This is a genomic window from Streptomyces profundus (assembly GCF_020740535.1).
GTDB classification, from domain to species: domain Bacteria; phylum Actinomycetota; class Actinomycetes; order Streptomycetales; family Streptomycetaceae; genus Streptomyces; species Streptomyces profundus.
The window spans coordinates 3,303,875-3,330,273 of sequence record NZ_CP082362.1 but is presented as its reverse complement, the minus strand read 5'-3'; the positions used below and the strand labels follow the sequence as shown (position 1 = coordinate 3,330,273).

Annotated in this window: 24 protein-coding genes; 7 read left to right on the top strand and 17 right to left on the bottom strand. The window is 72.8% G+C overall.

Going from position 1 to position 26,399, the window contains the following annotated elements; genetic code table 11:
* Window positions 1-40 precede the first annotated feature (40 nt).
* Window positions 41-763, top strand: a complete 723-nt coding sequence (locus tag K4G22_RS14585) for an ABC transporter permease subunit (RefSeq protein WP_228080667.1) — start codon at window positions 41-43, stop codon at window positions 761-763.
* A 102-nt stretch (window positions 764-865) separates the two neighbouring features.
* Here K4G22_RS14585 and K4G22_RS14580 read toward each other — a convergent pair whose 3' ends face one another.
* The 10 genes from K4G22_RS14580 to K4G22_RS14535 all read right to left on the bottom strand — a co-directional run bounded on the left by K4G22_RS14580 (window position 866) and on the right by K4G22_RS14535 (window position 13,624).
* A complete protein-coding gene (locus K4G22_RS14580) occupies window positions 866-2,941 on the bottom strand; it encodes a glycosyltransferase (RefSeq protein ID WP_228080666.1) in 2,076 nt (691 codons plus the stop codon).
* Window positions 2,942-3,042: 101 nt separating this feature from the next.
* Window positions 3,043-3,894: an HAD family hydrolase gene (locus tag K4G22_RS14575; protein ID WP_228080665.1), complete on the bottom strand. Its 852-nt coding sequence runs from the start codon at window positions 3,892-3,894 to the stop codon at window positions 3,043-3,045.
* Complete coding sequence (serS, locus tag K4G22_RS14570; protein ID WP_228080664.1) at window positions 3,891-5,168, bottom strand: serine--tRNA ligase; 1,278 nt, start codon at window positions 5,166-5,168, stop codon at window positions 3,891-3,893. The genes K4G22_RS14575 and serS overlap by 4 nt, the downstream gene beginning before the upstream one ends.
* A 534-nt stretch (window positions 5,169-5,702) precedes the next feature.
* Complete coding sequence (gene pheA / locus K4G22_RS14565) at window positions 5,703-6,641, bottom strand: prephenate dehydratase (protein ID WP_228080663.1); 939 nt, start codon at window positions 6,639-6,641, stop codon at window positions 5,703-5,705.
* 44 nt (window positions 6,642-6,685) lie between these two features.
* Window positions 6,686-7,915, bottom strand: coding sequence for an iron uptake transporter deferrochelatase/peroxidase subunit (efeB, locus tag K4G22_RS14560; RefSeq protein WP_228080662.1), 1,230 nt, complete (start codon window positions 7,913-7,915; stop codon window positions 6,686-6,688).
* 27 nt (window positions 7,916-7,942) lie between these two features.
* On the bottom strand, window positions 7,943-10,594 hold the full coding sequence (locus tag K4G22_RS31985) for a copper resistance protein CopC (protein WP_425336685.1): 2,652 nt from the start codon (window positions 10,592-10,594) through the stop codon (window positions 7,943-7,945).
* Window positions 10,595-10,604: 10 nt separating this feature from the next.
* A complete protein-coding gene (locus tag K4G22_RS14550) occupies window positions 10,605-11,075 on the bottom strand; it encodes a copper chaperone PCu(A)C (RefSeq protein WP_228080661.1) in 471 nt (156 codons plus the stop codon).
* Complete coding sequence (locus K4G22_RS14545; RefSeq protein ID WP_228080660.1) at window positions 11,072-11,740, bottom strand: SCO family protein; 669 nt, start codon at window positions 11,738-11,740, stop codon at window positions 11,072-11,074. Before K4G22_RS14545 ends, K4G22_RS14550 begins: the two co-directional genes overlap by 4 nt.
* 82 nt (window positions 11,741-11,822) lie before the next feature.
* On the bottom strand, window positions 11,823-12,566 hold the full coding sequence (locus K4G22_RS14540; RefSeq protein ID WP_228080659.1) for a YcnI family copper-binding membrane protein: 744 nt from the start codon (window positions 12,564-12,566) through the stop codon (window positions 11,823-11,825).
* A gap of 266 nt (window positions 12,567-12,832) precedes the next feature.
* On the bottom strand, window positions 12,833-13,624 hold the full coding sequence (locus K4G22_RS14535; RefSeq protein WP_228080658.1) for a hypothetical protein: 792 nt from the start codon (window positions 13,622-13,624) through the stop codon (window positions 12,833-12,835).
* Between the two features lie 217 nt (window positions 13,625-13,841).
* Between K4G22_RS14535 and K4G22_RS14530 the strand changes: the two genes are divergently transcribed.
* Entirely contained in the window at window positions 13,842-14,288 is a 447-nt protein-coding gene (locus K4G22_RS14530) for an ATP-binding protein (protein WP_228080657.1), read from the top strand.
* Window positions 14,289-14,387: 99 nt separating this feature from the next.
* The gene (locus K4G22_RS14525) at window positions 14,388-14,843 is read left to right on the top strand and encodes a tellurite resistance TerB family protein (RefSeq protein ID WP_228080656.1); all 456 of its coding nucleotides are present in this window, start codon (window positions 14,388-14,390) and stop codon (window positions 14,841-14,843) included.
* Window positions 14,844-14,948: 105 nt separating this feature from the next.
* Here the strand turns inward: K4G22_RS14525 and K4G22_RS14520 are convergent, their stop codons facing one another.
* Together K4G22_RS14520 and K4G22_RS14515 are read right to left on the bottom strand one after the other, a co-directional pair.
* The gene (locus tag K4G22_RS14520) at window positions 14,949-15,887 is read right to left on the bottom strand and encodes a M56 family metallopeptidase (protein WP_228080655.1); all 939 of its coding nucleotides are present in this window, start codon (window positions 15,885-15,887) and stop codon (window positions 14,949-14,951) included.
* A gap of 6 nt (window positions 15,888-15,893) precedes the next feature.
* Window positions 15,894-16,289: a BlaI/MecI/CopY family transcriptional regulator gene (locus K4G22_RS14515; RefSeq protein ID WP_228080654.1), complete on the bottom strand. Its 396-nt coding sequence runs from the start codon at window positions 16,287-16,289 to the stop codon at window positions 15,894-15,896.
* A gap of 155 nt (window positions 16,290-16,444) precedes the next feature.
* On the opposite strand from K4G22_RS14515, the gene K4G22_RS14510 reads away from it, so the two are divergent.
* Together K4G22_RS14510 and tatA are read left to right on the top strand one after the other, a co-directional pair.
* Window positions 16,445-17,020 carry a TerD family protein gene (locus tag K4G22_RS14510; protein WP_228080653.1) on the top strand — a complete coding sequence of 192 codons (576 nt, stop codon included), beginning with the start codon at window positions 16,445-16,447 and terminating at the stop codon, window positions 17,018-17,020.
* A 167-nt stretch (window positions 17,021-17,187) separates the two neighbouring features.
* On the top strand, window positions 17,188-17,478 hold the full coding sequence (tatA, locus tag K4G22_RS14505; RefSeq protein WP_228084084.1) for a Sec-independent protein translocase subunit TatA: 291 nt from the start codon (window positions 17,188-17,190) through the stop codon (window positions 17,476-17,478).
* A 50-nt stretch (window positions 17,479-17,528) separates the two neighbouring features.
* Here the strand turns inward: tatA and K4G22_RS14500 are convergent, their stop codons facing one another.
* A complete protein-coding gene (locus K4G22_RS14500) occupies window positions 17,529-18,233 on the bottom strand; it encodes a DedA family protein (RefSeq protein ID WP_228080652.1) in 705 nt (234 codons plus the stop codon).
* A gap of 429 nt (window positions 18,234-18,662) precedes the next feature.
* On the opposite strand from K4G22_RS14500, the gene K4G22_RS14495 reads away from it, so the two are divergent.
* Window positions 18,663-19,175, top strand: a complete 513-nt coding sequence (locus tag K4G22_RS14495) for a peptidylprolyl isomerase (protein WP_228084083.1) — start codon at window positions 18,663-18,665, stop codon at window positions 19,173-19,175.
* A gap of 105 nt (window positions 19,176-19,280) precedes the next feature.
* Here K4G22_RS14495 and K4G22_RS14490 read toward each other — a convergent pair whose 3' ends face one another.
* The 4 genes from K4G22_RS14490 to K4G22_RS14475 all read right to left on the bottom strand — a co-directional run bounded on the left by K4G22_RS14490 (window position 19,281) and on the right by K4G22_RS14475 (window position 25,055).
* Window positions 19,281-20,300 carry a hemolysin family protein gene (locus K4G22_RS14490; RefSeq protein WP_228080651.1) on the bottom strand — a complete coding sequence of 340 codons (1,020 nt, stop codon included), beginning with the start codon at window positions 20,298-20,300 and terminating at the stop codon, window positions 19,281-19,283.
* Window positions 20,297-21,706: a hemolysin family protein gene (locus tag K4G22_RS14485; protein ID WP_228080650.1), complete on the bottom strand. Its 1,410-nt coding sequence runs from the start codon at window positions 21,704-21,706 to the stop codon at window positions 20,297-20,299. The genes K4G22_RS14490 and K4G22_RS14485 overlap by 4 nt, the downstream gene beginning before the upstream one ends.
* A gap of 207 nt (window positions 21,707-21,913) precedes the next feature.
* Complete coding sequence (locus K4G22_RS14480; RefSeq protein WP_425336684.1) at window positions 21,914-23,440, bottom strand: aminopeptidase P family protein; 1,527 nt, start codon at window positions 23,438-23,440, stop codon at window positions 21,914-21,916.
* A gap of 190 nt (window positions 23,441-23,630) precedes the next feature.
* Window positions 23,631-25,055, bottom strand: a complete 1,425-nt coding sequence (locus tag K4G22_RS14475; RefSeq protein WP_425336683.1) for a PP2C family protein-serine/threonine phosphatase — start codon at window positions 25,053-25,055, stop codon at window positions 23,631-23,633.
* Window positions 25,056-25,510: 455 nt separating this feature from the next.
* Here K4G22_RS14475 and K4G22_RS14470 point away from each other — a divergent pair, with 455 nt between their 5' ends.
* Complete coding sequence (locus tag K4G22_RS14470; protein WP_228080648.1) at window positions 25,511-26,200, top strand: bifunctional DNA primase/polymerase; 690 nt, start codon at window positions 25,511-25,513, stop codon at window positions 26,198-26,200.
* The last annotated feature ends 199 nt before the right edge of the window (window positions 26,201-26,399 follow it).

The following is a 26,399-nucleotide window of genomic DNA, read 5'->3' as shown; positions in this document are numbered from 1 at the left end:
GCCGTTGATCGGCGCACAGCCGTTAAGGAGCCCCACCGCGATGTATAACCACACCGTCGCCCGGCTCACCTACCGAGCCCTGCTCGGTCGCCGCCGGGTGTTGATCCTGATCGCCCTGCCCGCGCTGCTGCTGGCCATCGCCGGCGCCGTCCGCGGGTTCGGCGGGGCCGACGACAGCGCGACCGTCGAGGTGCTGGGGGGCTTCGCCCTGGCCTCGATGGTCCCCCTGATCGGCGTGGTCGCCGGCACCGGAGCCATCGCTCCCGAGATCGACGACGGCTCGATCGTCTACCTGCTCGCCAAGCCGCTGCCCAGGCGCACCATCATCTTCACCAAGCTGGTGGTCGCCATCGCCGTCACGGTGGCCTTCACCACCGCGCCGATCCTGCTGGCCGGGCTGATCCTCAACGGCAACAGCCAGCAGATCGCCTCCGCCTACACGGTGGCCGCGGCCGTCGCCGCCGTCGCCTACAGCGCGATCTTCCTGCTGCTCGGCACCATCTCGCGGAACGCCGTGGTGTTCGGCCTGATCTACGCGCTGGTCTGGGAGGCCCTGCTCGGCAACACCCTGCCGGGGGTGCGGGTGCTCAGCGTCCAGCAGTGGTCGCTGGCCCTGGCCGAGGGCATCGCCGCGGGCGGCGCCGACGTCACATCCGATGTGGCGCTCCCCCTCGCCGTGGTGCTGCTGCTCGCCGCCACGGGGCTCGGCACCTGGTACGCCACCCGCCGGCTCTCCGCCCTGACGGTCACCGGCGACGCGTAGGGCCTGCCTCTCGGGCCGTCGCGAGCCCGCGAAGGTCCGAGGGACGGCGCTGGCGGCGTCTCGGAGGCGGGCCGCCGGGTGGGGGCGGGCGGCCCGCCCCGATCAGGGGCTCGGCTCGTCGCTGACGGTCAACGCCAGGTCGTGGTCGGCCGTATAGCGCACCCGCACCCGGACGGGCCCGCGCTCCGGGTGCGTCAGCTCGATCGCCGGGAAGTGGTCCGAGGCCCGGCGGTCGAACGCGTCGCCGCCGATGCGGGCGACCAGCGCCGAGGCGCCGTCCGGCGAGCGCAGCGCCAGCCGCCAGTCCGTCCGGGGCGCGGTGTGCGCCTTCAGCGCCTCGGCCAGCGGGATGGTCAACCGCACCCGGCCCCCCTCGCCTTCGGGCCGGCAGCCGAGGGTCAGCTCCGCGCCGCCCCGCTCGCCGACCCCCTCGGCATGCGCCGTGTACGGGGCGGCGTCCGGGGCGCGCCCGCCCATCAGCCGCGTCGACACCGTCACCTCCGACTCCCCCAGCAGCACCTCGTCGACCTCCGCGTGCACCGGGCGCAGCCAGCAGCGCAGCGTGAGGTTCCCGTCCTTGGTGCGGTACGGGACCCACGCCGAGACGCCGCCGGCCACCGACCGGGGCGGGGCGCCGAGCAGCCGCGCCGACCGCGCCTGTTCGCCGACCATCCGCAGCCGCCGCCCGCCGGACCGCCGCCGGACGAAGAAGTCCCAACGTCCCTCGGCCAGTTCGAGTTCGTCCGGGCTGAGCGTGGCCTCGACGGACTGCCGGCCGCGTGCCCTCGGCAGCGGCAGGGTGACCTCCCGCTCCAGCGGGTCGTGCCGCAGCCGCAGCACCAGCTCCGCCGCGCCGTTCGGCAGCGACGCCGGCTCCAGCGCGACCCGCAGCCCACCGTCCGCCTCGCTCTCCCCGTACCCGCGGGGCCGGCCCTCCGGCGGCGGGGAAGGACGCAGGGCCCGCAGCAGCCCGCCGAGACGCCCGGCCCGCTCCCCGGGCGGCGGCACGGCGCCCGCGGTCGAGGCGTTCGGCGCCAACTCCCGGAACAGCTCCTCGTAGCGGCGGGCGATCGCCGGCGGCTCGTAGGCGGCCGTCGACTGCCGGCCGCGAGCGGCCAGCCCGCGTCGCGTCCTCTCGTCGGACAGCAGCGGGCGCAGCGCGTCGGCCAGCGCCTTGCTGCCGCCGTCCACGGGGGAGAGCACCCCGTTCTCCCCGTGGGTGATGATCTCGCCGGGACCGTGCGGGCAGTCGGTCGCCACCACGGGGACACCGCACTGCATGGCCTCCACGATGGTCAGCCCGAAGGACTCGGCGTCCGAGGAGACCGCCGCCACCGCGCCCTTGGCCCACTCCGTCTCGATCGGCGACGCCGCGCCCATCAACCGCGCCCGGTTGTGGAGCCCGTGGCCCGCGATGCGCTCCCGCAGCCGGTCGCGCTCCGTGCCCCGCCCGTAGATGCGCAGCTCCCAGTCGGGGAACTCGGGGGCCAGCTCGGCGAACGCGTCGATCAGCCGGTCGTAGCGCTTCACCCGGGCCAGCCGGCCGGCCGCCACGATCATGCGGGAGTCGCCCGTCGACGGCGGCACCGTCGGCGGCGGCGAACAGTTCGGCACGCACCGCACCTTGGCGCCGTGCTCCCCCAACACGGACGCGTACCTCGCGGTGTCGGCGGCCGAGACACAGACCAGCGCGTCCAGCTCCCGCACCGCCGCCAGCTGCACCTTCCTGGCCGCCGGCAGCCGGGTGTCGTAGGTCATGTGCTCCTGCGCCACCCGGAGGTAGCGCGACTGGCCGAGCCGCGCCAGATAGGCGTTCAACACCGGCCGCGTCGCGACCACCACGTCCGCGTCCACCCGCGCCAGGAAGTCCCCCAACCGCTCGTCGCTGAGCAACGAGGGCGCCACCTTGCCGTAGTTCATCGGCAGATCGGCGAACACCTCGCTCGGCTTCTCAGCGACCGGCCCCTGCCCCTCGGCATCACGCGCCCCCTCGCGCATGTCGATCAGCGGGGTGATCCGCACCCGAGGGTCGAACCGCAGACTCGGCGTCTTGCGCGAGCGGTAGAGGCTGGCGATCCGCACGGTGTGCCGATCGGCCAGCGACGCCGTGAGATTGGCGACGGACCGAATGGTCCCGCCGATCCCATAGGCGTTGTTGAGCAGGAAAACAACCTTCACAAGCCCCCCCAGGGGTGAACACGGCTCCGCTACTGCGCGTTCGACGGCGCGTGTCACCTGCCGGTTCCCCGGCCGGCGCTGGCCCGGCCGGGGCGCCGGGGCTACGGTGTGGGGCGGAGGAGGCGTTCCAGGACGAGGGCGACGCCTTCGGCGTCGTTGCCCGCGGTCACCTCGTCGGCGATCTCCTTGACGGCAGGGTGCGCGTTGGCCATGGCCACGCCGTGCGCGGCCCAGTTCAGCATGGCGACGTCGTTGGGCATGTCGCCGAAGGCGATGGTCTCGGCGGCGCGGGTGCCAAGGCGTCGGGCGGCGAGGGAGAGCCCCCTGGCCTTGGTGAGCCCGTGGGGCAGCACCTCGACCAGGTCCTCGCCGGAGACCGTCAGGCTCACCAGGTCGCCGACCTCCGCCAGCGCCGCCGCCGCCAACGCGTCGTCGCCCAGCGTGGGATGGCGCAGGTACAGCTTGATGAGGGGCTCGGCGAAGAGGACGGCGCGGTCGTCGACCTGCCAGGGGGCGCCGTCGGGGTCCTCGCGGAAGCCGCGGCCCGGCTTGTCGTGGAAGCGTTCGTCCAGCACCACGTCGCCGGTCATGCCGTCCCGGTTGGCCGCGACGCCGAGCGGGCCGAGGGCCGCCTCCAGCTTGGCCACCACCGTCTGTGCCAGGGCGCGGTCGAGGGTGACCGAGGTCAGCAGCCGCTGCTCGCCCGCGTGGTAGAGCTGGGCGCCCTGGCCGCAGACGGCCAGCCCCCGGTAGCCGAGATCCGTCAGGATGTCCCTCGTCCAGGCGACGCTGCGGCCGGTCGCCACCACATGGTGGGCGCCGGCCGCCTGCGCGGTGCGCAGGGCGTCCCTGGTGCGTGGCGAGACGGTCTTGTCGCGGCGCAGCAGCGTGCCGTCGAGATCGGTGGCTATCAGACGGTAGGGAAAGACGCCCGCCGCCTCGGGCTGTGTCATGCCGCGACCGGCTCAAGCACCTCGCGACCGCCGAGGAACGGCCGCAGCGCCGCCGGCACCCGCACCGAACCGTCCGCCAGCTGGTGGTTCTCCAGCAGGGCCACGATGGTCCTGGACACCGCGCACAGCGTGCCGTTGAGGGTGGCCAGCGGGCGGGTCCTGCCGTTCTCGCGCATCCGCACCTGGAGCCGTCGCGCCTGGAACTCCGTGCAGTTGGAGGTGGAGGTCAGCTCGCGGTAGCGGCCCTGGGTGGGCAGCCACGCCTCGCAGTCGTACTTGCGGCTGGCGGAGGCGCCGAGATCGCCACTGGCCACGTCGATCACCCGGAACGGCAGCTCCAGGGAGGTCAGCCACTGCTTCTCCCAGCCCAGCAGCCGCTCCAGCTCGGCCTCCGCCTCCTCGGGGGCGACGAAGGAGAACATCTCGACCTTGGTGAACTGGTGGACCCGGAAGATGCCCCGGGTGTCCTTGCCGTACGAGCCGGCCTCGCGCCGGAAGCAGGGCGAGATGCCGGCGTAGCGCAGCGGCAGCTGGTCCGCCTCGATGATCTCGTCCAGGTGGTAGGCGGCCAGCGGGACCTCGGACGTGCCGACCAGGTAGTAGTCGTCATCGGCGAGGTGGTAGACGCCGTCGGCGGCCTGGCCGAGGAAGCCGGTGCCCTCCATGGCGCGGGGCCGGACCAGCGCCGGCGTCACCATGGGGACGAGCCCCGCCGCCGTGGCCTGCGCGACGGCCGCGTTCACCAGGGCCAGCTCCAACAGCGCGCCCACGCCGGTCAGATAGGCGAAGCGCGCGCCGGAGACCTTGGCGGCCCGCTCGGTGTCGATGGCGCCCAGCGCCTGCCCCAGCTCCAGGTGGTCCCTGGGGGTGAAGCCCTCGGCCTCGAAGTCCCTGATCTCGCCGTGGGTCTCGCGGACCGTGAAGTCGTCCTCGCCGCCCACCGGGACGGCCGGGTGCACGACGTTGGAGAGCTGGAGCAGCAGCTCGCCCGCCTCGGCGTTCGCCGCGTCCCGCTCGGCGTCGGCCGCCTTGACCGCCTGGGACAACTCGCCGGTGCGCGCGAGCAGTTCGGCCTTCTCCTCGCCCTGTGCGCGGGGGATAAGCTTGCCCAGCCGCTTCTGCTCGGCGCGCAGCTCGTCGAACCGGGTGCCGGAGGACCTTCGCCGCTCGTCGGCGGACAGCAGACTGTCCACCAGGCCGACGTCTTCGCCACGGGAGCGCTGGGAGGCGCGCAGGAGGTCGGGGTTCTCTCGGAGCAGTCGAAGGTCAATCACGCAGACAGGCTACCGGGACGGTCCCCCCGCCGTGGAAACGAAAAAAGGCGGCGGCGCCGGCCGCACGGAGTGGGCGGGCCATTTAGCCCGGTTTGCGGAGAAAGTCGAGAATGCCGAACCGGCATCGGACGGCCGGTCGCCGGCGCTGTTCCGCCGGTCATCCACGGAAACCGATCAAGTTATCCACAGGCTGACCGGCCCGCCTGTGGATGACCTGGGGACGACCGGCCACCCCGGTAGGTGCGCGGCGGAGAATTCCCCAGGCAAACGTCGCGCATACGCACTTCCGGGGGAATCTACGAGAATCTGTGGGAAACTTACTCGCCCTCAGGAGTTATTCGGCGCGATTCGGGTGACGAAATTCGGTCCATCACCCGTTGGGGGAAGTAGCCACCAAGATCCGCATATGTGGCTAATGCCCGATTCTTCGGGCGGGGCTTCGTATCGACTTATACACAGCCACGGCGGGTGGCCTGTGGATAACCCGGTGCACAGTCCACAGGCCAGCGGCACCCTCGCGGCGGCCCCCGACGCCTAGACAGGCCCCGGGCGCCCGTCCAGGCAGCGGGTCAGCCAGTCGGCCGCGTTCAGGAAGTCCTCGTCCGAGGTGCCGACCGAGGTGCTCGGCCGCACCTGGTCCGCCCGGGGATAGGACCCCAGATAGCGCACATCCGAGCAGAGCCGCCGCAGCCCCATCAGCGCCGAACCCACCCTGCGGTCCCCGATATGGCCCTCGCAGTCAACCGAGAAGCAGTACTGACCGATGCCCTTGCCCGTCGGACGCGACTCGATGCGGGTCAAGTTGACCCCGCAGGTCGCGAACTCCTGGAGCACGCCGAGCAGCGCGCCCGGATGGTCCTCGCGCAGCCAGAGGACCACGGACGTCTTGTCCGCACCCGTCGGCGCCGCGGGCCGGGCCGGCCGGCCGACCAGGACGAAACGGGTGGTCGCGTTGTCCGCGTCGTGGATGTCGGTGACCAGCGGGGTCAACCCGTACGTCGCGGCGGCGAACTCGCCGGCGAACGCCGCGTCGTAGCGCTCCTCGCGCACCAGCCGCGCCCCGTCCGCGTTGGACGCCGCGGACTCCCAGACGGCGTTCGGCAGCTGCCCCGCGAGCCAGTTCCGCACCTGCGGCTGGGCCACCGGGTGGCCGGTGACCGTCTTCACGTCGTCGAGCGAGGTGCCGGGACGGACCAGCAGCGCGAAGGCGATGGGCAGCAGCACCTCGCGGTAGATCATCAGCGGCCGGCCGTTGGCCAGCTCGTCCACCGTCGCCGAGACGCCGCCCTCCACCGAGTTCTCGATCGGCACCAGCGAACCCGCGGCCTCGCCACCGCGCACCGCGTCCAGGGCGGCGGGCACCGAGATCATCGGCACCAGCGACCTGGTCGCCGCCTCGGGCAGGGTGCGCAGGGCGGCTTCGGTGAACGTGCCCTCGGGGCCGAGGTAGGTGTAGCGGCTCGCAGATGTCATGGCGTTCACGTTAATGCGACCCGAGGGCCGGCGATCGCCCGTTCTCACCCTTCGAGAAGGTGCTGGCCCACATACTCCCCCTCGGCCGCGCCGCCCGGCACCGCGAAGAGCCCGCTCGCCTCGTGCCGGATGAACGCGCCGAGCGCGTCGCCCCGATCCAGCTTGCGCTGCACCGTGACGAACGAGCGCGCCGGGTCGGCCTGCCAGCAGACGAACAACAGCCCCGCGTCCGGGGCGCCGTCCTCGCGCGTCCCGTCGTGATAGGAGAACGGCCGGCGCAGCATGGTGGCGCCACCGTTGGTCTCCGGCGCGCTCACCCGGACATGCGCGTTGGCCGCGATCACGGGGGAGCCGTCGGGGCCGGTCGCCGCCAGGTCGACCGGCGTTCCCTCCTCGCCGCCGGTGAGCGGCGCGCCGTCCGAGGTACGGCGGCCCAGCACGCGTTCCCGCTCGTCGGCCGGCCGCGTCTCCCAGTCGTCCAGCAGCATCCGGATGCGCCGCACCACCACATAGGAGCCACGCGCCATCCACGCCGGCTCGCCCGTGTCGGGCACGAACAGATGCCGGTCGGCCTCGGCGTCCTCGGGGTCCGGGTTGTTGGTGCCGTCGATCTGGCCCATGAGGTTGCGCGTGGTCACCTCTCGCGCGCTCGCCCCCAGGCCGCGGTTGAAGCCCGCCATCTGCCAGCGGACCGTCGCCGTCCCCTCGGCGGCGCGCTGGAGCTGCCGCAGCGCGTGGAAGGCGACCAGCGGATCGTCGGCGCCGATCCCCACCCACAGATCGCCGTCCGAACGCGCCGGATCCAGCTCGTCGTTCGAGAACGTGGGCAGCGGGTCGAGCGCCGCCGGCCGCTGGGCCTCCAGCCCGGTGGCGTCGAAGAAGCTGTGCCCGAAGCCGAAGGTGCAGGTCAACGAGGAGGGGCCGGCGTCGGCGGCCACGCCGGTCGAGGCGTCCGGCAGCTCGCCCGCCATCAGTTCGGCGGCCAGTGCCGACCAGCGCCGCAGCAGCCCGGCCGCGCCCCCGCGACCGGCGTCCGGCGCCAGATCGAAGGCGACCAGATGTCCCCTGGACTGCGCGCGCGTGGTGATGCCCGGCTGCCGGGCGCCGTGGAACGGCACCGCGGTGCTGCCCACGGTGCTCAGCGCCGGCCCGCTGGGCTCCGTCGCGGCGGCATGGCCGATGGCCCCGCCGGCCGTGCCGGCCACGAGCCCGGCGGCTCCGGCGGCACCGGCGGTGCCCAACAGCCGACGTCGGGAGGGATGAGGATGGTTCATGGCTGATCGGTTTCTGTTCCGCTCGGGTCAGGGGATGGTGACGGTGGTGGTCTCGGTGGTCTGGTCGATCTCGGAGGTGCGGATGGTCAGCGCCAGCTCCCACTCTCCGGGACGAGGCAGCGACACGTCGGTCGCGGTCCAGTGCCCGACGGTGACCTGAGCCGGCTCGTGGCGCAGCGGGCCCAACCCCTCCGACGGCAGGGTGAGGCTGACCCGGACCTCGGCCGCCTCGGCCGCCCGGCCCTCGGGGTCGGCGAGCAGGATGTGCAGCACGTTGTCGCCGACGGCCGAGGGCGTCAGCTCCAGCGTCGCCGTGCCGGAGCCGGCCGGGCCGCCGGTGTCGTAGGGCACCGGGACCGGTGCCGGCTCGACGGCCTCCTCGCCGGCCGGCGTGGCCGCCTCGGTGCGCGCCGGCGTGGTGGCGGTGAGCGCCGTGGTGACCGCGAGCAGCACGGCGGCGATGCCCGCCTCCAGCAGCACCGAGCGCCGCAGGCCGGCCCGCGCCGGATCGGCGTCCCTGCGCCGGGCGCTTGCCGCGCGATCCACGGCGGCCCGCTGCCGCGCCAACTGCCGCGCCCGCGTGACGCTGACCGCTGTGGCGCCGCCGTCCGCCGCCCCCGCTGGCCGACCGGCGGCCCCTCCAGAAACGCCACCGCCCGCTTGGCCGACGGGTTCGTCGGTGGGGTTGTCGACCGGTTCGTCCGATGGTCCGTTGGCCGGCTCGTCGGCGGGTTCGGTGGGTGTTTCAGCCGCCAGCTGGTCAGGCGTCTTCGGCGGTCGACCGGCTGATTGGTCAGAGCCGCCATCGCCCGGCTCGTCGGCGGGGTTGTCGGTTGGTTCGTCGGTGGGGTTGTCGACCGGTTCGTCCGATGGTCCGTTGGCCGGCTCGTCGGTTGGTTCGGTGGGTGTTTCAGCCGCCAGCCGGTTAGGCGTCTTCGGCGGTCGACCGGCTGATTCGTCGGAGCCGCCACCGCCCGGCTTGTCGGCGGGTTCGTCGGTGGGGTTGTCGGCGGGTTCGAGGGGTGTTTCAGCCGCCAGCTGGTCAGGCGTCTTCGGCGGTCGACCGGCTGATTCGTCAGAGCCGCCACCGTCCGGCTCGTCGGCGGGTTCGAGGGGTGTTCCAGCCGACAGCTGGTCCGTCGTTCCCATGGTCGGCCCGGCTGCCGACGGTCCTCCCGGCTCGCCGTCGCCGGCCTCCGCCCCGTTTGGCAGCTGTCCGTGGCTCGCCGGCCTGACCGCAGGCCCTTCGGTCAGCTCGCCGTCGGCTGTTGCCCTGCTTGCCGGACGGCCCTTCAACGTGCCCTCGCCCGCCGCCTGGTGGGTGCCCGTCTCGGCGTCGGCCGCAGGCCCGTCCGGCTCGCCCTCGGCGGCCGAGCCGTTCGCCACGGGCCCGTCAGCAGACCGGTTGGCCAACTCGCCGTCGGGGGCCGCTGTCTCGCCGGCGGAGCTGCCCGTCAGGGCGGTCCAGCGGCGGGAGGTCCAGGCGACGGCCAGCAGGACCGCGACCAGTGCCACCTTGGCGATCAGCAGCCGGCCGTAGTCCGTCCCGAAGAGCGCCGAGGCGGTGCCCACCTGGCGCCAGCTCTGGTAGAGCCCGGTGACCGCCAGAGCCGTCACGCTGCCGAGGGCGAGCGCCGAGAAGCGGCGCACCGCCCGTGCCGGTGGCGGCACGTCGCCGCGCAGCAGCACCAGCAGCGTCACCAGCCCGCCCAACCAGCAGCCGACCGCCAGCAGATGGACGATGTCCGCCGGAATGGCCAGCTCCGTCTGGCGCCCGGTGGCGGCGTGCTCCGCCATCGCCCAGGTGGCGGCCAGCCCCACGGCCAGCGCCCCGCCGCCGACGCCAAGGCCGAACCGCAGGTCCCTGGCCGTGGTGACGTCCCCGTCCGCGTGCGCCCGCGCGAAGCGGCCGTGCAGCAGGGCCACGAACAGCGCGGCGGCCGAGATCAGCACCAGCCGTGTCAACAGCGCCGTGCCGGCCCGGGAGTCGACGACCTCGGCGAGGCCGTCCAGATCGAACACGTCCGCCAGTTCGCCGGTCGTGGTGTAGGGGATCCGCAGCAGCAACAGCACGGCCGTGGCGACGCCCAACGTCAGCCAGCCGGTCAGCGTGATCCGTTGCACGGCGCGCGATCCGGCGGCCCCCGGCCAGCAGAGCAGGGCGAAGGCGCCGGGGCCGACCAGCAGCAGGAAGCCCGTGTAGGCGGCGTAGCGGAAGATGTCGTAGAGCAGTCCCACCAGACCCTCCCCCGGGTTGCCCTGGGGGAGCGCGACGCTGGTCTCGGACGGCGCGCCGACGGAGAACGTGAAGGCGCCGGCGATCGGATGGCTGTCGTTGGAGACGGCCTGCCAGGCCACCGTGTAGGTGCCGTCGGCGAGTTCGGCCTTGAGCGCGACGGCGTAGGCGCCGGCGCCGTCGCGTCGGAGGAGGCCCCCCGTGTCCACCCGTTCGCCCTCGGGGTCGAGCACCCGGATGCCGTCGTCGTCCGACAGCGAGACCTGTTCGGAGAAGGTGAGGCCGACCTCGGTGGGGGCCATGGCCACCACCTCGCCGTCCGCTGGCGTGCTGCCGGTCAGGGTGGCGTGCGCGGCGGCCGGGCCCGCGCCCAGCAGCAGCGCGGCGAGCGTGCCCGCGACCAGCAGAAACGCGGCCAGCGGACGGGCGATGGCGGTGGTCATGGCGGTGGGCTCACTCCCCGGTGTGGGTGGCGGCTTCGACGGGGACCTCGACGGCGATCGGCGCCGAGGTGGCGAAGCGCAGTTCGATGGAGACGGTGTCGCCCTCGGTGAGCGCCTCCGGGAGATCGAGGAACATCAGGTGATCGCCGCCCCGTTCCAGCGCCAGCGTGCCGCCGGCCGGCACGGGCAGGCCCTCCACCTGCCGCATGGCGTTGTCCACGGTCTGGTGGATCTCGACCGTCTCGGTCAGCTCGCTGGTGACCCCGACCAGTTCGTCGTCGGCGTCACCCTCGTTGCGCAGGGTGAGGAACCCGCCCGCCACCTCGGCGTTGACCGGCTCGGGGATATAGGCGTCGCTGACGGTGAGCCGCGGCCCGACGCCCGGCTCCGTCGCGGCGGAGTCCGCGCTGTCGTCGTCGGCGCAGCCGGTGGCGAGGGCCCCGGCGAGCAGCAGCGCGGCGAGCGGCTTCGCGCCCCTCATGGCAGCTCCCCCTCGGCCAGGCTCGGCAGGTCCCGTTCGAAGGTCTGGAGGGTGACGCCCTCGGTGTAGATGACGTGCGCCATGTCGTCCTCGGGCAGGAAGGCCAGCACCTGGGTGCCGTGGGTCGAGACGATGTCGCCGTTCTCCTCCTCGTAGGAGGGCTCGATGGCGACGCCGACGCTTCTGGCGGCCTCCGCGATCTGCTCGAAGTCGCCGGTCAGCCCGATGAACTCGGGGTCGACGCCGTTCAGCCAGGCGCCGAGCGACTCGGGGGTGTCCCGCTCCGGGTCGGTGGTGACGAACACCACCCGCAGCTCCTCGCGCTGTTCGGGCGTGAGGCTGCTGGAGGCGGCCACCGCGATGTTGCTCATGGTCAGCGGGCAGATGTCCGGGCAGTTGGTGTAGCCGAAGTAGAGCAGCGTGGGATGGCCCGCCGTCTCCTCGACCAGGTCGAAGGGTTGGCCCTCGGTGTCGGTGAGGACCACTTCGGGCTTGGCGAACGGGGTGTCGAGGACGGTTCCCTCGTCCTCGGCCGGCCCGCCGGAGATCGAGGCGGCTGACGACTCCTCGCTGTTGTCGGCTGAGTCGCCGTCCGAGCCACAGGCCGTCAGGGCGGCGGCGATCGCCAGCGTGAGCAGGCCGTTTCGCAGGGTGCGTGTGCGCATGTCTGTTCTGTGTTCCAGAGTTCGGGAGGAACGTGGGGCGAGGCGGGATGGCCCCGCCCCACGTGCGGAAGGACGGGCGGGGTCAGTCCGTGGCGCGGCGGCGGCCGGCCAGCACGCCGAAGGCGACGCCGGCGACGCCGACCGCGATGCCGACGCCGGCCAGGACGCGGGCCGTGGTGTCGGCCTTGCCCCCGTCGTCATCGGCGGCTGCCCGCTCGCCAGGGGCGTCGTCGGTCTCGGTGGCGGCCTGCTCGCCCTCGGCCGTATCGCCGGCGCCGTGGCCGTCCCCGGCCGCCGGGGTGAGCCGGAGGACGGCGGCCGGGCTCTCCGGCTCCGAACCGTCGTCCGTCGGCTCGTCGATCCAGCGCACGACCTCGTCGTTGTCGTAGGTCTGGATCGCCTTCAGCACCAACTGGTCGGTGGTGTCCGGGAGCCGGCCGATGGAGAGCGGGAACTGCTGGAAGGTGCCGGGGGCGATCTCGCCGCCGGACCAGGTGATCACGCTGGGCACCTCGGTGATCTGGTTGCCGTGCGACTCCAGCGGCTCGTCCAGCTCCGTGGTCTCGACCTCCACGTCCCACCCGGGCACCGGCTGCGGCATCACCGAGGTCAGCGGGTAGTCCGGGTCCAGATGCAGCTCGACCTCCACGGTGGAGGCGTTGTCCCGCTCGTTGGGCACCTTGACGTTGACCACGGTGTAGCCGCCCTGCTCGACCTCGCTCGGGTCGATCCCCACATGGGCCTGCGCGGGAAGGGCGAGGGCGAACAGGCCGGCGGTGCCGGCCAGCAGGACGGCGGCACGAGCGCCGCTCCGGATGTGATTCATCTGATGAACCCTCCTTGATGGGGGCGTCTGAGACGTGGTCGCTCGCCGACTCGGGCGACGACCACGAAGAAGACCGAAGAAAGCCGAAAGGGATGGAAGGGAAGCAGGGGGAACCGGACCGGGGCCCCTCGGGGGTCCGGATCGGTTCGGGTCGGGTGCGCGCGGCGAGGCCCGCACTCCCGCCCCGGCCTCTGACCGGCTGTCCCGGTTCCTTCCGGCGTTCTCCGGTGCGTTCCAGCGCTTTCCGGAGGGTGGCGAGTGCGTGCTCAGGCCGCGAGGGCGAAGGAGGAGACCGGCGGCCCGCGCCGGATCACCGCGTCGGGCAGCACGGTGCCGCGCGTCGCCGGGGTGGGATGGTCCCGTTCCGCCAGGGCCTGCCGGGGCACGGCAGGGGGGCGCGCGCCGACCAGCGTGGTCGGTCGCAACGAGAGCCCGAGCGCGGCGAACAGCGCGCGCGCCCAAGCCGGCGCGACGGGGCGGGCATCGGCCAGCCGCACGCCCTGCCAGAGCGCGGCCTCGCTCTGCCGCAGCAGCCAGCCGGCGGCCAGCGCGGCCAGCAGATGGCCGAGCAGCATCGGCCAGGAGGCCAACGAGGCCAACCCGGCGAGCAGCGCGTCCCCCACGCCGCCAGCGGCGTGGCCGGCGAGATGTCCGGCCGGATGGTCGGGGCTCAACCCGCTGTCGCTGAGCAGCTGGCGGGCGTCCCCCTCGGTGAGGGAGGCCGCGTGGTCGCCGCAGACCAGCCGGCCGGCCAGCGCGAGGACATCGCCGTGCCCACCGCCGGCCTGAGACCCGGCGGCGAGATGCTGACCGAGGCAGTAGAGCAGGTGGAGCAGGAGTTGGGCGGCGGCCAGCGTGACCGCGATGGCCGGCCAGGAACGGCGCTCCCGCCCGGCGAAACAGGCGGCGAACGCCCAGACCGCGAGCCAGCCGACGGCCAGCGACCACAGCGGAACCCCGGGCCCACCGCCGGAGAGATGCCCGGCGGCGGCCAACGTCGCGGAGGCCGCGGCGAACACCGCGGCCCTCAGCAGACGCAGATCAGCTCCCGCACGCATGGCCAGCCCATCATCGCACTGCGGGCTGAGCGCCGACCCCGAGGGGACACGACTCGTACATCTGCGCGGCGCCTCATCCCCAGCGGGGACTTCCCATATCGACCAATGTCTCCCGTGCCATCCGCCGAATGGGGTGTGTTGGGTCAATCACACGCTTACGGGACGGGTGGGTAGGCAATACCTAAGGATATGTCGAGCCGCGGCCAGGAGGCTGAGCATGAGCATCTGGTGGTCTCTGCAACTCCGCCGTGAGGCGGCCAGCGTCCCGCTGGCCCGACGGCTGCTGCTCGGTGCGATGGAGACGGCGGGGGTGGATGGCGACATCTCCCACGAGCTGTCCGTCGCGCTGTCGGAAGCCTGCGCCAACGCCGTCCAGCACGGCGGCGGCGTCTCCGAGGTCTATCGGGTCACCGCCTCGATCTACGGCGACATGTGCCGCATCGAGGTGACGGACTGCGGCCCCGGCTTCCCGCACGGCCGCCAGGCGCGGCCGGCCGCGCCCGAGTCGCCCGAGCTGCTGCCCGGCGGGCGCGGGCTGCTGCTGATCGAGGCGCTCGCCGACCGCGTCCGATTCGGGAACCAACCGGGCAGCGGCGGCGCCGTCGTCACCTTTGACAAGATTCTCAAGTGGCGTGCGGACGCAGCCTTGTTGAAAGCCTCGTAAGGTCTTGGTCAAGGTTCCCAAAAAGGGGCCGACGCCTCCTCGGTGATCGTCGAGCTGCTACGTTCTCCCGAGGCGTAGAAATAACCCTTTGGAGTGGCTATGGCACTGTGGGACCGAATCAAGGAATCCGCCTCCTCGATGCAGACGCAGCTCAACGCCAAGAAGAACGACCTCAAGAGCGGTGCGTTCCGTGACGCGAGCATGGCGATCTGCGCGCTGGTCTCGGCCGCCGACGGTCAGGTCGATCCGGCCGAGCGACGCCGGGTCTCCCAGCTGATCACCAGCAACGAGGTCCTCCAGAACTTCGAGGCCAACGATCTTCAGCGTCGGTTCGACGGCTATCTCGACCAGCTGATCGCCGACTTCGAGCTGGGCAAGGTCGGTGTGCTCCAGGAGATCGGCAAGGCGAAGAAGAAGCCGGCCGAGGCGCGGGCGGTCATCCAGATCGGCATCGTGATCGGCGGCGCCGACGGCGACTTCGACGCCGCCGAGCGCGACCTGGTCAGGCAGGCCTGCCACACCCTCGGCCTGCCGCCGGCCGAGTTCGACCTCTGACGGATCGGCCCCCGGGCGTCCCAGGGCCCCTCTCCCGGACCGTCGCGAGCCCGCGAGGGTCCGAGGGACGGGGCCCGGCCCGGGGGCCTTCGTCGTCCGCCCCCCTCAGAGGGAGGTCGCCGCCTTGAGGACCAGGAAGAGGGCCACGGCGGCGTTGAGGGCCGAGAGGGCCGAGGCCGCGGTGCCCGCGGTCGCTATCAGGGCGGCGAGGCCGGCCCTGGTGTTGGGCGGTGGCCAGCGGTGCGCCGGTGGGTCGGGGCGCAGCAGCGCCGCCACCCGGCGGGGCACCGGGCCGGCGGCGAACGCCGGCCCGCCGAGCCCCGCGGGCGGGCGCCCGACCAGCGCGGCATGGCCGACCGCCCGCGCGGTCAGCCCCCGGTCGCCCACCGCCCGCGCCGCCTCCTCGTCCGCCCACCGCTCCGTCGCGTAGGCGGCGGCGCCGCGCAGCGGCGTGAGCAACGGGTGGGCGCGGGCGGCCAGTTCGCCGGCGAGCAGATAGCGGTGGTGGCGGCCGGCCAGATGGGCCCGTTCGTGGGCCAGCAGCGCCTGGTACTCGTCGGCGCTGAGACCGGCCCGCATCCCGCTGGAGACCACGATCCGCCCCGGCAGGCGTCGACCCCCCGGCAGGGCGTAGGCGTACGGGTGTTGGTCCGGCAGCACGGCCGGGTCCGCCGTCGCCGGCAGCCCGGCCAGGGCGCGGCGCGCCCGGCTTCGCGTCCGTGCCTGCCGCAGCAGCGCGGCGCCGGTGGTGGCGAGGATCCCCGTCAACAGCACGATGGCCGCGATGCCCAGGGTGGCGTCATAGGGGACGGCCGCCCTGACCTCCGGGTCCGACCAGCTGTCCGGCAGCGGGTTGCCGGGGAGTTGGGCGGTGCCCACCACGGCGAGCAGCACCAGCGAGAGCGTGCTGCACGAGGCCAGCACCACGGAGACGGACGTCAACAGCCGGACGGCCGCGCGCGGATGGGACTGCTGCTCGGCCAACTTCCCGATCGGCAGCGCCGTCAGAGGCGCCACCAGCGGAAGCAGCACCATCCATCCCACGCCGCCTCACTCCCCGTCCGGCGCCTGGCCGGGGTTGAGCAGCCGGCGCAACAGCCGCTCGTCGTCCGGGGTGAGCGCGGTGACAAAGCTCGCCAGCACGGCGTCCCTGTCCTCCTGGCCCTCCAGCACCCGGCGCATCCGCAGCGCGGCCAGGCCGGCCTCGTCCGCCGCCGGCGTCCACAGGAACGAACGGCCGGCGCGCTCCCGGCAGACCGCGTGCTTCTCGTGCAGCCTGGTCAGGATGGTGATCACGGTGCTGTAGGCGAGGCCGTCCAACTGCTCCCTGACCCAACCGGCCGTCACGGGCCCGGGCGCCAGTCGTAGGGTGGCCAGCACCTGGGCCTCCAACTCCCCGCGGCCTCGTTTGCGCGGGCCAGGCCCCCGGTCCGCCGTCGCGTCCACCACCACTCCAAACTGCCGCCGCCGTGGGTCATCGTAACGAGGCGGGGTATGCGGAGGTCAGGCCCGTCGGCTTGCTTCTACAGTGTTGTAGATTTTCGGCAGCGCTCCTGGTGCGCCAGGAGCGAGAGCACGAGCAGCGAGTTCAGGAGGAGAACGTGGGAGTTTCGCTTTCCAAGGGAGGCAATGTCTCACTGACCAAGGAGGCACCGGGGCTGACCGCCGTGGTGGTCGGCCTGGGGTGGGACGTACGCACGACCACTGGCACGGACTATGACCTGGACGCCAGTGCCCTGGTGTGTGACGACTCGGGGAAGGTCATCTCCGACGGGCACTTCGTCTTCTACAACAACCTGACCAGCCCGGACGGTTCGGTGGAGCACACCGGGGACAACCTCACCGGCGAGGGCGACGGGGACGACGAGTCGATCAAGATCAACCTGGCCACGGTGCCGCCGGAGGTCTCCAAGATCGTCTTCCCGGTGTCCATCCACGACGCCCATGCCAGGCAGCAGAGCTTCGGCCAGGTGCAGAACGCGTTCATCCGCGTGGTCAACCAGGCCGGCGGCGCCGAGATCGCCCGCTACGACCTGAGCGAGGACGCGGCCACCGAAACCGCCATGATCTTCGGCGAGTTGTATCGGCGCGGTAGCGAGTGGAAGTTCCGCGCGGTCGGCCAGGGGTACGCCTCCGGGCTGGCGGGGATCGCGAGCGACTTCGGAGTGAACATCTGAGGTTCCCCGGGTTCCAAGGGTCCTGCCCGCCGCCGCGTCGTGGTCATCTCCCGGCCCCGGTGCGGCGGACCGGAACGGATATGGCCCCTGGGCTTCTGTCTTCTCGGCCGCCGGCGCGCTACCGTGGCCGAAGGTGCGGAACATGCTGATACATCGCCGGAGGTTGGATCATGGGTCAGATCGGAATCAGGGAAATCCTGCTGCTCCTCGTCGTCGCGCTGCTGGTCTTCGGCGCGAAGCGGCTGCCTGACCTGGCCAGATCGCTGGGCAAGAGCGCGCGCATCCTGAAGAGCGAGACAAGCGCGATGAGGTCCGAGTCGAAGACGAGCACCACCGCGGCCAACGCCGAGGAGGAGCCGGCGCCGGCCCCCGCGCCCCGGACGATCCAGGCCGCGCCCGGCGATGTGACCAGCGCCCGCCCGGTGGACGAGGTCAAGCCCACCACCCCGCAGAGCTGAGCCCACGCCTCCGCGCCCGGACGCGCCGCCCGGCCTCCGGCCCGCCCGCCCTAGACGGGTTGGCCCTGACCGGGATCGGCCGGGGGCGCCTCGGGCTGGCCCCCCGCCGCCGGTGACGCCGACGGCGCCCGTCCCGCACCCCTGCGCGCCCGCAGCAGTTCCACCGCGATCGGCAGCACCGAGAGCAGCACGATCCCGATCAGCATCGCCTCGATGTTCTCGTGGACGAACGCCACTTCGCCGAGCGAGGCGCCGAGCAACGTCACTCCGGCCCCCCAGAGCAGTCCGCCGAGCAGGTTGAAGATCACGAACGGCCGGTAGGCCATCGCGCTCACCCCGGCGACGATCGGGGTGAAGGTCCGCACCACCGGCACAAAACGGGCCATGACCAGCGACTTGGGGCCGTGCTTGGCGAAGAAGGCGTGTGCCCTCGCCGCGTTCTCCTGCTTGAAGAGCCGCGAGTTCGGCCGCCTGAACAGCGCCGGGCCCGCCTTCCGGCCGCAGAGATAGCCGACCTGGTCGCCCACCACGGCCGCGATCACGATCAACAGGCAGACCAGCCACAGCGGGTGGTGGAGATAGCGGCCACTGGCGACCAGCAGGCCCGTGGTGAACAGCAGCGAATCGCCTGGCAGGAAGAAGCCGATCAGAAGGCCGGACTCGGCGAACACCACCAGCAGGATGCCGATCAGGCCAAAGGTCTGAATGAGGTGTTCCGGATCCAACCAGGCGGGGCCCAGGGCGAGAGAGGTCATCGGCGACGCGTTTCTGGTGCGGGTGGCCCGGACGCTGCTGCGGCCCGGGGGCCCAGGTTAACAAGGGTCGTCACGCGTTGTGTTCAACTGGCTACAAACGGTGCGGTGGGGGGTGTTCCCCACCGTTTCTCCTCTTCCCGGGGGGAGGCGCGTGGGGAAGCGGTGAGGCATGATGAGCCTGTTTGTTTTACCCCTTGTTCTCACCCCCCGCATCGGAAGGCATGTCAGATGATCCGTTCTCCACGGCGACTGGCCACGGCGCTGCTCTGCCTCGGGCTGCTGACCGCGTGCGGCTCTGACTCGGACGACGGGGACGGGGGCGCGCAGGACGACAACGGCTCCGAGAGCTCCGCGGCCCCGGGCGACGAGTCGCCGGCCCCCGGCGATCAGGGAACCGACGGGCAGCCGGCGCTCGAAGGCCCCAGCGGAGTGGAGCCGACGGAGGCGACCAGCGCGGTGCTGCACACCAGCGAGGGCGATATCGCGGTCACGCTCTTCCCCGACGAGGCGCCGCTGACCGTCACCAACTTCGTCGGCCTGGCCGACGGCACGCTCCCCTGGCAGGGCCAGGAGGGCGAGAGCCCGCTCTACGACGGCACCATCTTCCACCGGGTCATCGAGGGCTTCATGATCCAGGGCGGCGACCCCGCGGGCAACGGCACCGGCGGCCCCGGCTACCAGTTCGCCGACGAGTTCGACGCGGGGCGGACCTTCGAGGAGCCCTACCTGCTGGCCATGGCAAACTCGGGCCCCGCCACCAACGGCTCGCAGTTCTTCATCACCGTCGAGCCCACCGAGCACCTCAACGGGATGCACACCATCTTCGGCGAGGTGGCCGACGAGGAGAGCCGCGCCGTGGTGGACGCCATCGCCACCACCGAGACCGAGCCGGGCGACCGTCCGGTCGAGGACATCGTCATCGAGTCGGTCACGGTCGACTGAGCGAGCCCCCGAGCGGGACAGCGCAGCACGAAGGGCCGTGGCAGCAACCTGCCACGGCCCCTCGTTCGTTCCGGCGGCGCTCGGGACGACCGGCGCCGACCGGGACTAGGACGGCTGGGGCGTCATCAGCCGCACCAGCAGGTCGTCCAGGCTGATCAGGCCCGTCAGCCGACCCTCGGCGTCCCGCACCACGGCCAACGAGGCCCGCCGCTGGCGCAGCTGCTCGACGGCGAAGGCGACCGTGTCCTCGGCCGTCAGCTCGGGCACCGGCCGGGCCAGCTCGGCCGCGGTCGCCCGCTGCCCCCGCGCCCTGGCCACCACGGCGTCGCGCGCGTGCACCGAGCCGACCACCCGCTCGCCGTCGGCGACCAGCAGCCGGGTGTGGTCACTGGCCGAGGCCGCGGCGAGGATGGCGTCCGCGCTCGCACCCGCCGGCACCGAGACGATCTCCCGCGCCGGCACCTGGAAGGCGCCGACCGGCGTCTGGGGTTCGGTCAGCGAGCGCCTGATCAGACCGGAGTCGGCCTCGCTGATCAACCCCAACCGCTGGGACTCGGCGACCAGATGGGTCAGCTGCTCCCGGTCGTTGACGCTGGTCAGCTCCTCGCGCGGCTCGACCCGGCAGAGCCGGACCAGCCCGTTGCTGATCTTGTTGAGCACCCAGATCAGCGGCCTGACCGCCCGCACCGTCGCGCGGAACGTCGGCGCGAGCAACATCGCCGAACGCTCGGGCCGGGAGATCGCCCAGGACTTGGGCGCCATCTCGCCGAGCACCATGTGGAGGAAGACCACCACCGACATCGCGAAGACGAAGGCGATGCCGTAGGAGAGGCTGGTCGGCAGGCCGAGGCTCTGGAGCACCGGATCCACCTCGTGCGAGATGGCCGGCTTGGAGATGCTGCCCAGGCCGAGCGTGCAGGCGGTGATGCCCAGCTGGGCACCGGCCAGCATCAGCGACAGCTCCTGCATTCCGGACAGCGCGGCCTTGGCGCCGCGCTGTCCGTCCGCCACCGCCGCCTCGACCCGGTGCCGTTTGGCGGCCACCAGGGCGAACTCGGCCGCGACGAAGAAACCACTGCCGACCAGCAGCACCAGCGTGATCGCCGCTGCCATTCCGGGACTCATGAAGGCTGTCCCTCTCGCTGGCTGGTCAGTGCGGGCGTGGCCTCGGCGGCCACCTCCCGCACCGGGGCCTCACGGCCCTCGGACACGGTGTCGGGAGCCGCAGGCAGGGCATGAAGCCGTATCCGCTCCGGCACCCGGCGATCCAGGGCCAGCACTTCGAGCACCGCGCCCCTGCCGTCGTTCAACGCCACCTCGATCCGATCCCCCACGGCCGGGAACCGACCGCAGTGCTCGATGACCAGGCCGGCCACCGTCTCGAAGGAGTCGTCCGTCGGCAGCGGCAGACCCGTGGCCTCGGCCACCTCGTCCACCCGCCGGCCGGCGTCGACCAGCCAGCCGGTGCCGTCGGGCACGGCCAGTTCCTCGACGAGGTCGCTCTCGTCGGCGATCTCCCCGACCAGCTCCTCGGCGATGTCCTCCAGCGTGACGATCCCGGCGAGCCCGCCGTACTCGTCCAGCACCACGGCGAACTCCTCGCCCGCCGCCTGCATCTGCTCCATCGCACCCGGCAGCGGCAGGGTGTCGGGCAGCAGCACCGCGCGCCTGGCCAGCGCACCGGCCGTGCGGCGGGTGATCCGCTCGGGGCTGAGCCGCATCAGCTCACGCACCCCGACCACACCGACGATGTCGTCGATCCGATCCCCGATCACCAGATAGTGGGAGTGGCCGTGGTCCCTGATCAGCTCCACGACCTCCGAGGCCGGGGACAGCGCGCGAACCGAGTTGACCTCGACGCGCGGCACCATCACCTCCGCCAGGTTGCGCTCGGAGAACTCCAGCGCGTGGTCGAGCAGCTCGGCCGTCGCGCGCGGCAGCTGGCCGTGCTCGTGGGACTCGTCGATCAGATGGCCGAGCTCCTCCAGCGTCGCTCCGTGGTGCAGCTCCTCGACCGGCTCGATGCCGACCCGGCGCAGCAGCCGGTTGGCCGCGGTGTCGAAGACCCGGATCAGCGGCCCGGCCACCCGCAGGTAGACCAGGGTGGAAGCGGCCAGGCCCTTGGCCAGCCGCTCGGGCACGGCGAGCGCCAGGTTCTTGGGGGCCAGCTCCCCGAAGACCATCTGGATGCCGGTGGCCAGGGCGAAGGCCAGCGCCAGCGCTATGCCGCTGACGGCGGCTGCCGGCAGGCCGAAGCCCGCCACCACCGGATCGAGCAGCGCGGCCAGCGCCGGCTCGGCGAGGAAGCCCACGATCAGCCCGGTGACCGTGATCCCGAGCTGGGCGCCGGAGAGCATGAACGAAAGCCGCTCCTGGACCTTCATGGCCCGTGCGGCGCGCTTGTCGCCCGCCGCGGCCTCACGGCCGAGGGCCAGCCGGTCGGCGGCCACGAAGGCGAACTCCTGGGCGACGAAATAGCCGGTTCCCACCGTCAACACGAGGACGGCGAGCAAACCGAGTGCGGCACTCAACTGACACCACCTCGCCGTGTGCCGCGATAAGCCAGATGCGGGCGAGGTGGTCCGGGACTATGCCCGTCAGGGTCCGTCGATTGGGCGGACACGAGCTCTCCTTTCAGAGATATGTGACTCGGTCAACGCGTCGGCGCGCGCCCGTGTTCCCAGGCTGTACCCCAAATGGCCCTCTTGACACCTGACCGCCAGTCTTGTGCCGACTCGCTAGCCGCGCAGCTGGGCCATCCAGCTCTCGACCTCCGCCGAGGTGCGCGGCAACTGGGCAGAGAGGTTCACGTTCCCGTCCTCGGTGACCAGGATGTCGTCCTCGATCCGGACGCCGATGCCCCGATACTCCTCCGGCACCGTCAGATCGTCGGGCTGGAAGTAGAGACCCGGCTCCACCGTCAGGCACATGCCGGGCTCCAGGACGCCCTCCACATAGGTCTCCTGGCGGGCGGCGGCGCAGTCGTGCACGTCGAGGCCCAGCATGTGGCCCGTGCCGTGCAGTGTCCAACGACGCTGGAGGCCCAGTTCCAGGACCCGCTCCACCGGCCCCTCCACCAGGCCCCACTCCACCAGCCGCGCGGCCAGCACCCGCTGCGCGGCCTCGTGGAAGTCGCGGTACTTGGCGCCTGGACGCACGGCCGCGATGCCGGCCTCCTGCGCCTCGTGGACCGCGTCGTAGATCTTCCGCTGGAGCGCGTCGAACCGCCCGTTGATCGGCAGCGTGCGGGTGACGTCAGCGGTGTACAGCTCGGTGGTCTCGACACCGGCGTCGAGCAGCAGCAGCTCGCCGTCCCGCACCTGGCCGTCGTTGCGCACCCAGTGCAGCGTGGTGGCGTGCGGCCCGGCCGCGCAGATCGAGCCGTAGCCGACGTCGTTGCCCTCGACCCGGGCGCGCAGGAAGAAGGTGCCCTCGATATAGCGCTCCGAGGTGGCCTTGGCGCGGTCCAGCACCCGCACCACGTCCTCGAAGCCGCGCGCCGTGGCCTCGCAGGCGTGGGTCAGCTGGGCGATCTCGAAGTCGTCCTTGACCAGGCGCAGCTCGGAGAGGAAGACCCGCAGCTCCTCGTCCGGCTCGGCCGTCACCTTGTCGGTGAGCGCCTCCTGGAGGGGCGCGTCATGCCCCCTGACCAGCCGCACCCTGCCCTTCGCCGCCCGCAGCAGCTCCGGCACCGTCCGCACATCGGCGACGGGCAGGCCGTAGAGCCGCTCGGCCTCGGTGAGGCTGGTGCGCCGGCCGACCCACAGCTCGCCCTGGCCGCTGAGCCAGAACTCGCCGTTCTCGCGGTCGGAGCGCGGCAGCAGGTAGAGCGTGGCCTGGTGGCCCGCCTCGCCGGTCGGCTCCAGGATCAGCACACCGTTCTCGGACTGGTCGCCGGTCAGATAGACGTACTCGACGCTGGCCCGGAACGGGTAGTCGGTGTCGTTGGAGCGGGTCTTGAGGCGGCCGGCCGGGATGACGAGACGCTCGCCGGGGAAGCGGGCGGAGAGCGCGGAGCGGCGCTCGGCGGTGTGTCCGGCCTGCGGGATCGGGTCGAGATCAGGCCGCTCGGTGTCCGCCCAGCCCTGCTTCATGTTCTCGGCCAGCTCGTCCGAGACGGACCGGGTGACGCCGTTCTTGCGCCCCTTGGCCTGCTCGGCCTTGTCGGCCGTCTCGGCCTGCTCCGTCGGCGAGGTGGCGGTCTCCGACGTCGGCTCGCCGCCCGGGATCGCCGCTTCGGTCTTCGTGACCTGGTCTTCCGCCACTTCTGGCCTCCTTCACCGCCGGCCCAGCGGCTGTCCGCACCGGGGCGTCCCAGCGGGGCGTCCCCGGTGCGGACAGGCCCTGGCGCCCGCTCGTCTTCCGGTCGTCCCCATGGTAGGTCGGGCTTTCGCACCCGGACAGGGGTTGGTACGTCACACGCGACCCTCGGGTAGCTCGGAGGCGACCGGCTGATCAGTGGAAACGGGCCGCCAGCAGCACCGTGTCGGCGTTCGGACGGCCGCCGGCGCGGGGACGCGGGGGCAGCGCCGTCAGCAGGTGGTCGAGCAGCGCCTCCGGATCGGCGCGGGCCGCCGGTGGGGCGTCGGCGGCGGCGGCCCGCAGGCGGGTGAAGGCGGCGTCCGATGGCCAGCCGGCACGGCGCAGCATCCCCTCGCTGTAGAGCAGGACCGTTTCGCCGCCGTTGAGTTCCAGCTCGACGCTGGGCGCCTCCCAGCACGCCAGCATGTTGAGCGGCGCCGAGAGCGCGGTGTCGGCGTACTCGGCCCCCCGCTCCCCGATCACCAGCGGCGGCGGGTGTCCGGCCGAGGCGAACACCAGCCGACGGACGGCCGGCTCCGCGTATCCGAAGAGCGCGGTGGCCGCATGTCCCGGCTCGGTCAGCCGCAGCAGCAGCTCAAGATCGGAGAGCACGGCCACCGGATCCTCCCCCTCCATCACCGCGTAGGCGCGCAGCCCGGCGCGCAGCCGCCCCATGGCGGCCAGCGCCGCCGGCCCCGTCTCGGGCGTGGCGCCGATGGCCAGGCCGAGACCCGCGTCCGGCAGCGCCAGCGCGTCGTAGCAGACGGCGCCGCCCAGCGGCTCGGCGCGCTGCCGCGCGGCGAGGGCGACGCCCGGCAGCCGTGGCAGCCGGGCCGGCAGCAGCTCGTCCCGGACCGTGGCGATCGCCCGCCGGGCGCGGCTCAGCTCCAGCCGGCCGGCGAGATGCCGCGCGGCGGGGCGCAGACAGCGGGCGAGCAGCTGCCGCTGCCGCGGCTCCGGGACGCCCGGCCGGTCGAAGAGCCAGACCGCGGCGCCCAGCGGATGCTCGGCGTCCGTGGTCAGCGGCAGCGCGTAGCTCGCCGCGCAGCCCAGGCGCGCGGCGACCGCGCGGTGCTGGGGGTGCAGGGCGCTCTCGCCCGCGATGTCCCGGTGGCCGATCTCGGTGGGTTCGGCCCCCGGACGGGCGTCCAGCAGCCGGGTGTGGCAGGCGGAGGCGCGGGGGACCGTCTCCCACTGGCCCAGGTCGGCCCGGTCGAGGCCGAGCCCGGCGAGCTGTTCGCCGCCGGGGGACTGCCAGGGGCCCGGCGGCTCCAGGGGGCGCAGCGCCAGGAACGCGCGGCGCGCGCCGAGCAGGCTCGCGCCGGCGTGGAGGGTTTCGTGGATGGCCTCGGCGAGTGTGCCGGTGCGACCGATACGCTCGGTGAGCGCCTGAACGGTGGTGAGGTCCGAGATCCAGCCCGCGAGTCGGTCCTCGGTGAGGCCGGGGCGGCGGATCGCCGCGGACCTGCGGTTCTCCTGGCTCGGCGGCCCGGGAGTGTGCTGTACCGGGGGGAGCGGAGGGTGGATTCCGGCCACTTTCGACGATGGTGGCGAGGGTGACGACGCTGGGGTGCTCATGTGGGAGGGCTTTCGTCGAGGCGCGCGTGCCGCGGCACCGGCCGCGAAACCCCAGCCGACGCCGTGTCGAGGGACCTGCCCAGGTGCGTGTGCCGCGGACGTGATGTCCGGGTGGTGTCCTGCCGTGTTGGATGATGCCCAGGAGCCCACGGGGTTCCGGGCGCGACAGGCCGACCCCGGACCGGTTTGGCGAGAAGTGGCGGAGATTGGCGGAAAAAGACGCTCACCTGACGTGCCGCGCGGTCCACTGAGGCGTCTCGGTCTGGACATCGAGTTGAACGACCCGGGTGCATACTGGGTACATATCGGAACGGATCGTTGACTTCTGACGTCTTACCGAAAGAGGGCGGCCAGGGCTGAGGCCCGCCGCCGGTTCGCCCACGCGACCCGCTACGTACGGTGATCTAAGTTCCACGTGAGGCCGAGTGACCCGCGAAGGAAGGGAACGAGCGCTGATGCGCGAGATCCTCGGAGAGCGACGCAGCAACGACAACAACAACGGCCTGGGGGACGAACGCGCCGCCGCCGACCTGGGCAGGGCCCTGCGGCGCGCCGCACTCGACTGCGCCGAACGCGGCTGGCCGGTGCTGCCCGGCGTCGGTGCGGCCCCCGACGGCTCCTGCCGCTGCCCGCGGCCCGAGTGCCCCGTCCCCGGCGCCCACCCCGACGATCCACAGCTGTTGACGGCCACCACGGACCGTCGCATGGTGCGGTGGTGGTGGCAGCGCCGCCCCTCCGCGCCGATCCTGCTCGCCACCGGAGGGCGCGCGCCCTGTGCCGTGAGCGTGCCGGCGGTGGCGGGTCCTGGCGCGCTGGCCGCGCTCGCCGCCCATGGCCTCGCCACCGGCCCCGTGGTCGCCGGGCCGACCCGCTGGTCGCTGCTGGTGCGCCCGTACGGCCTGCCGGAGTTGGGCGAGCTGCTGAGCGTTCAGGATCGGGTGCCCAGCTCGCTGCGGTTCCACGGCGAGGGCGGCTATGTGCCGCTGCCGCCGTCGCCGACCGGCCGTGGCCTCGTCGCCTGGGCGAGGAAGCCAGCCGAGCCGGCCGCGGGACAGGGCGGGCTGCCCGACGTGTCCGGGCTGCTGGCGGCGCTGATCGAGGCCGGTCTCAGCGCGCCGGATCAGGGCAGCCGACTCGCCTACTGAGGCGGCGCGCGCCCCGGGCCCCGCCTGGGGCGCCCGCCCGGCCCCGCGTCGGGGAACACCAGGGCATGGAAAAGACCCGATCGCTGGCGACGGGGGATGCACCAGCGACCGGGCCCACTTCAGAAGGTAACAACTCATCGGGGATTCGCAAATCCCGCGTTGGCCGGCACCACGCCTAACTCCCGAAATGCGGGGCGAG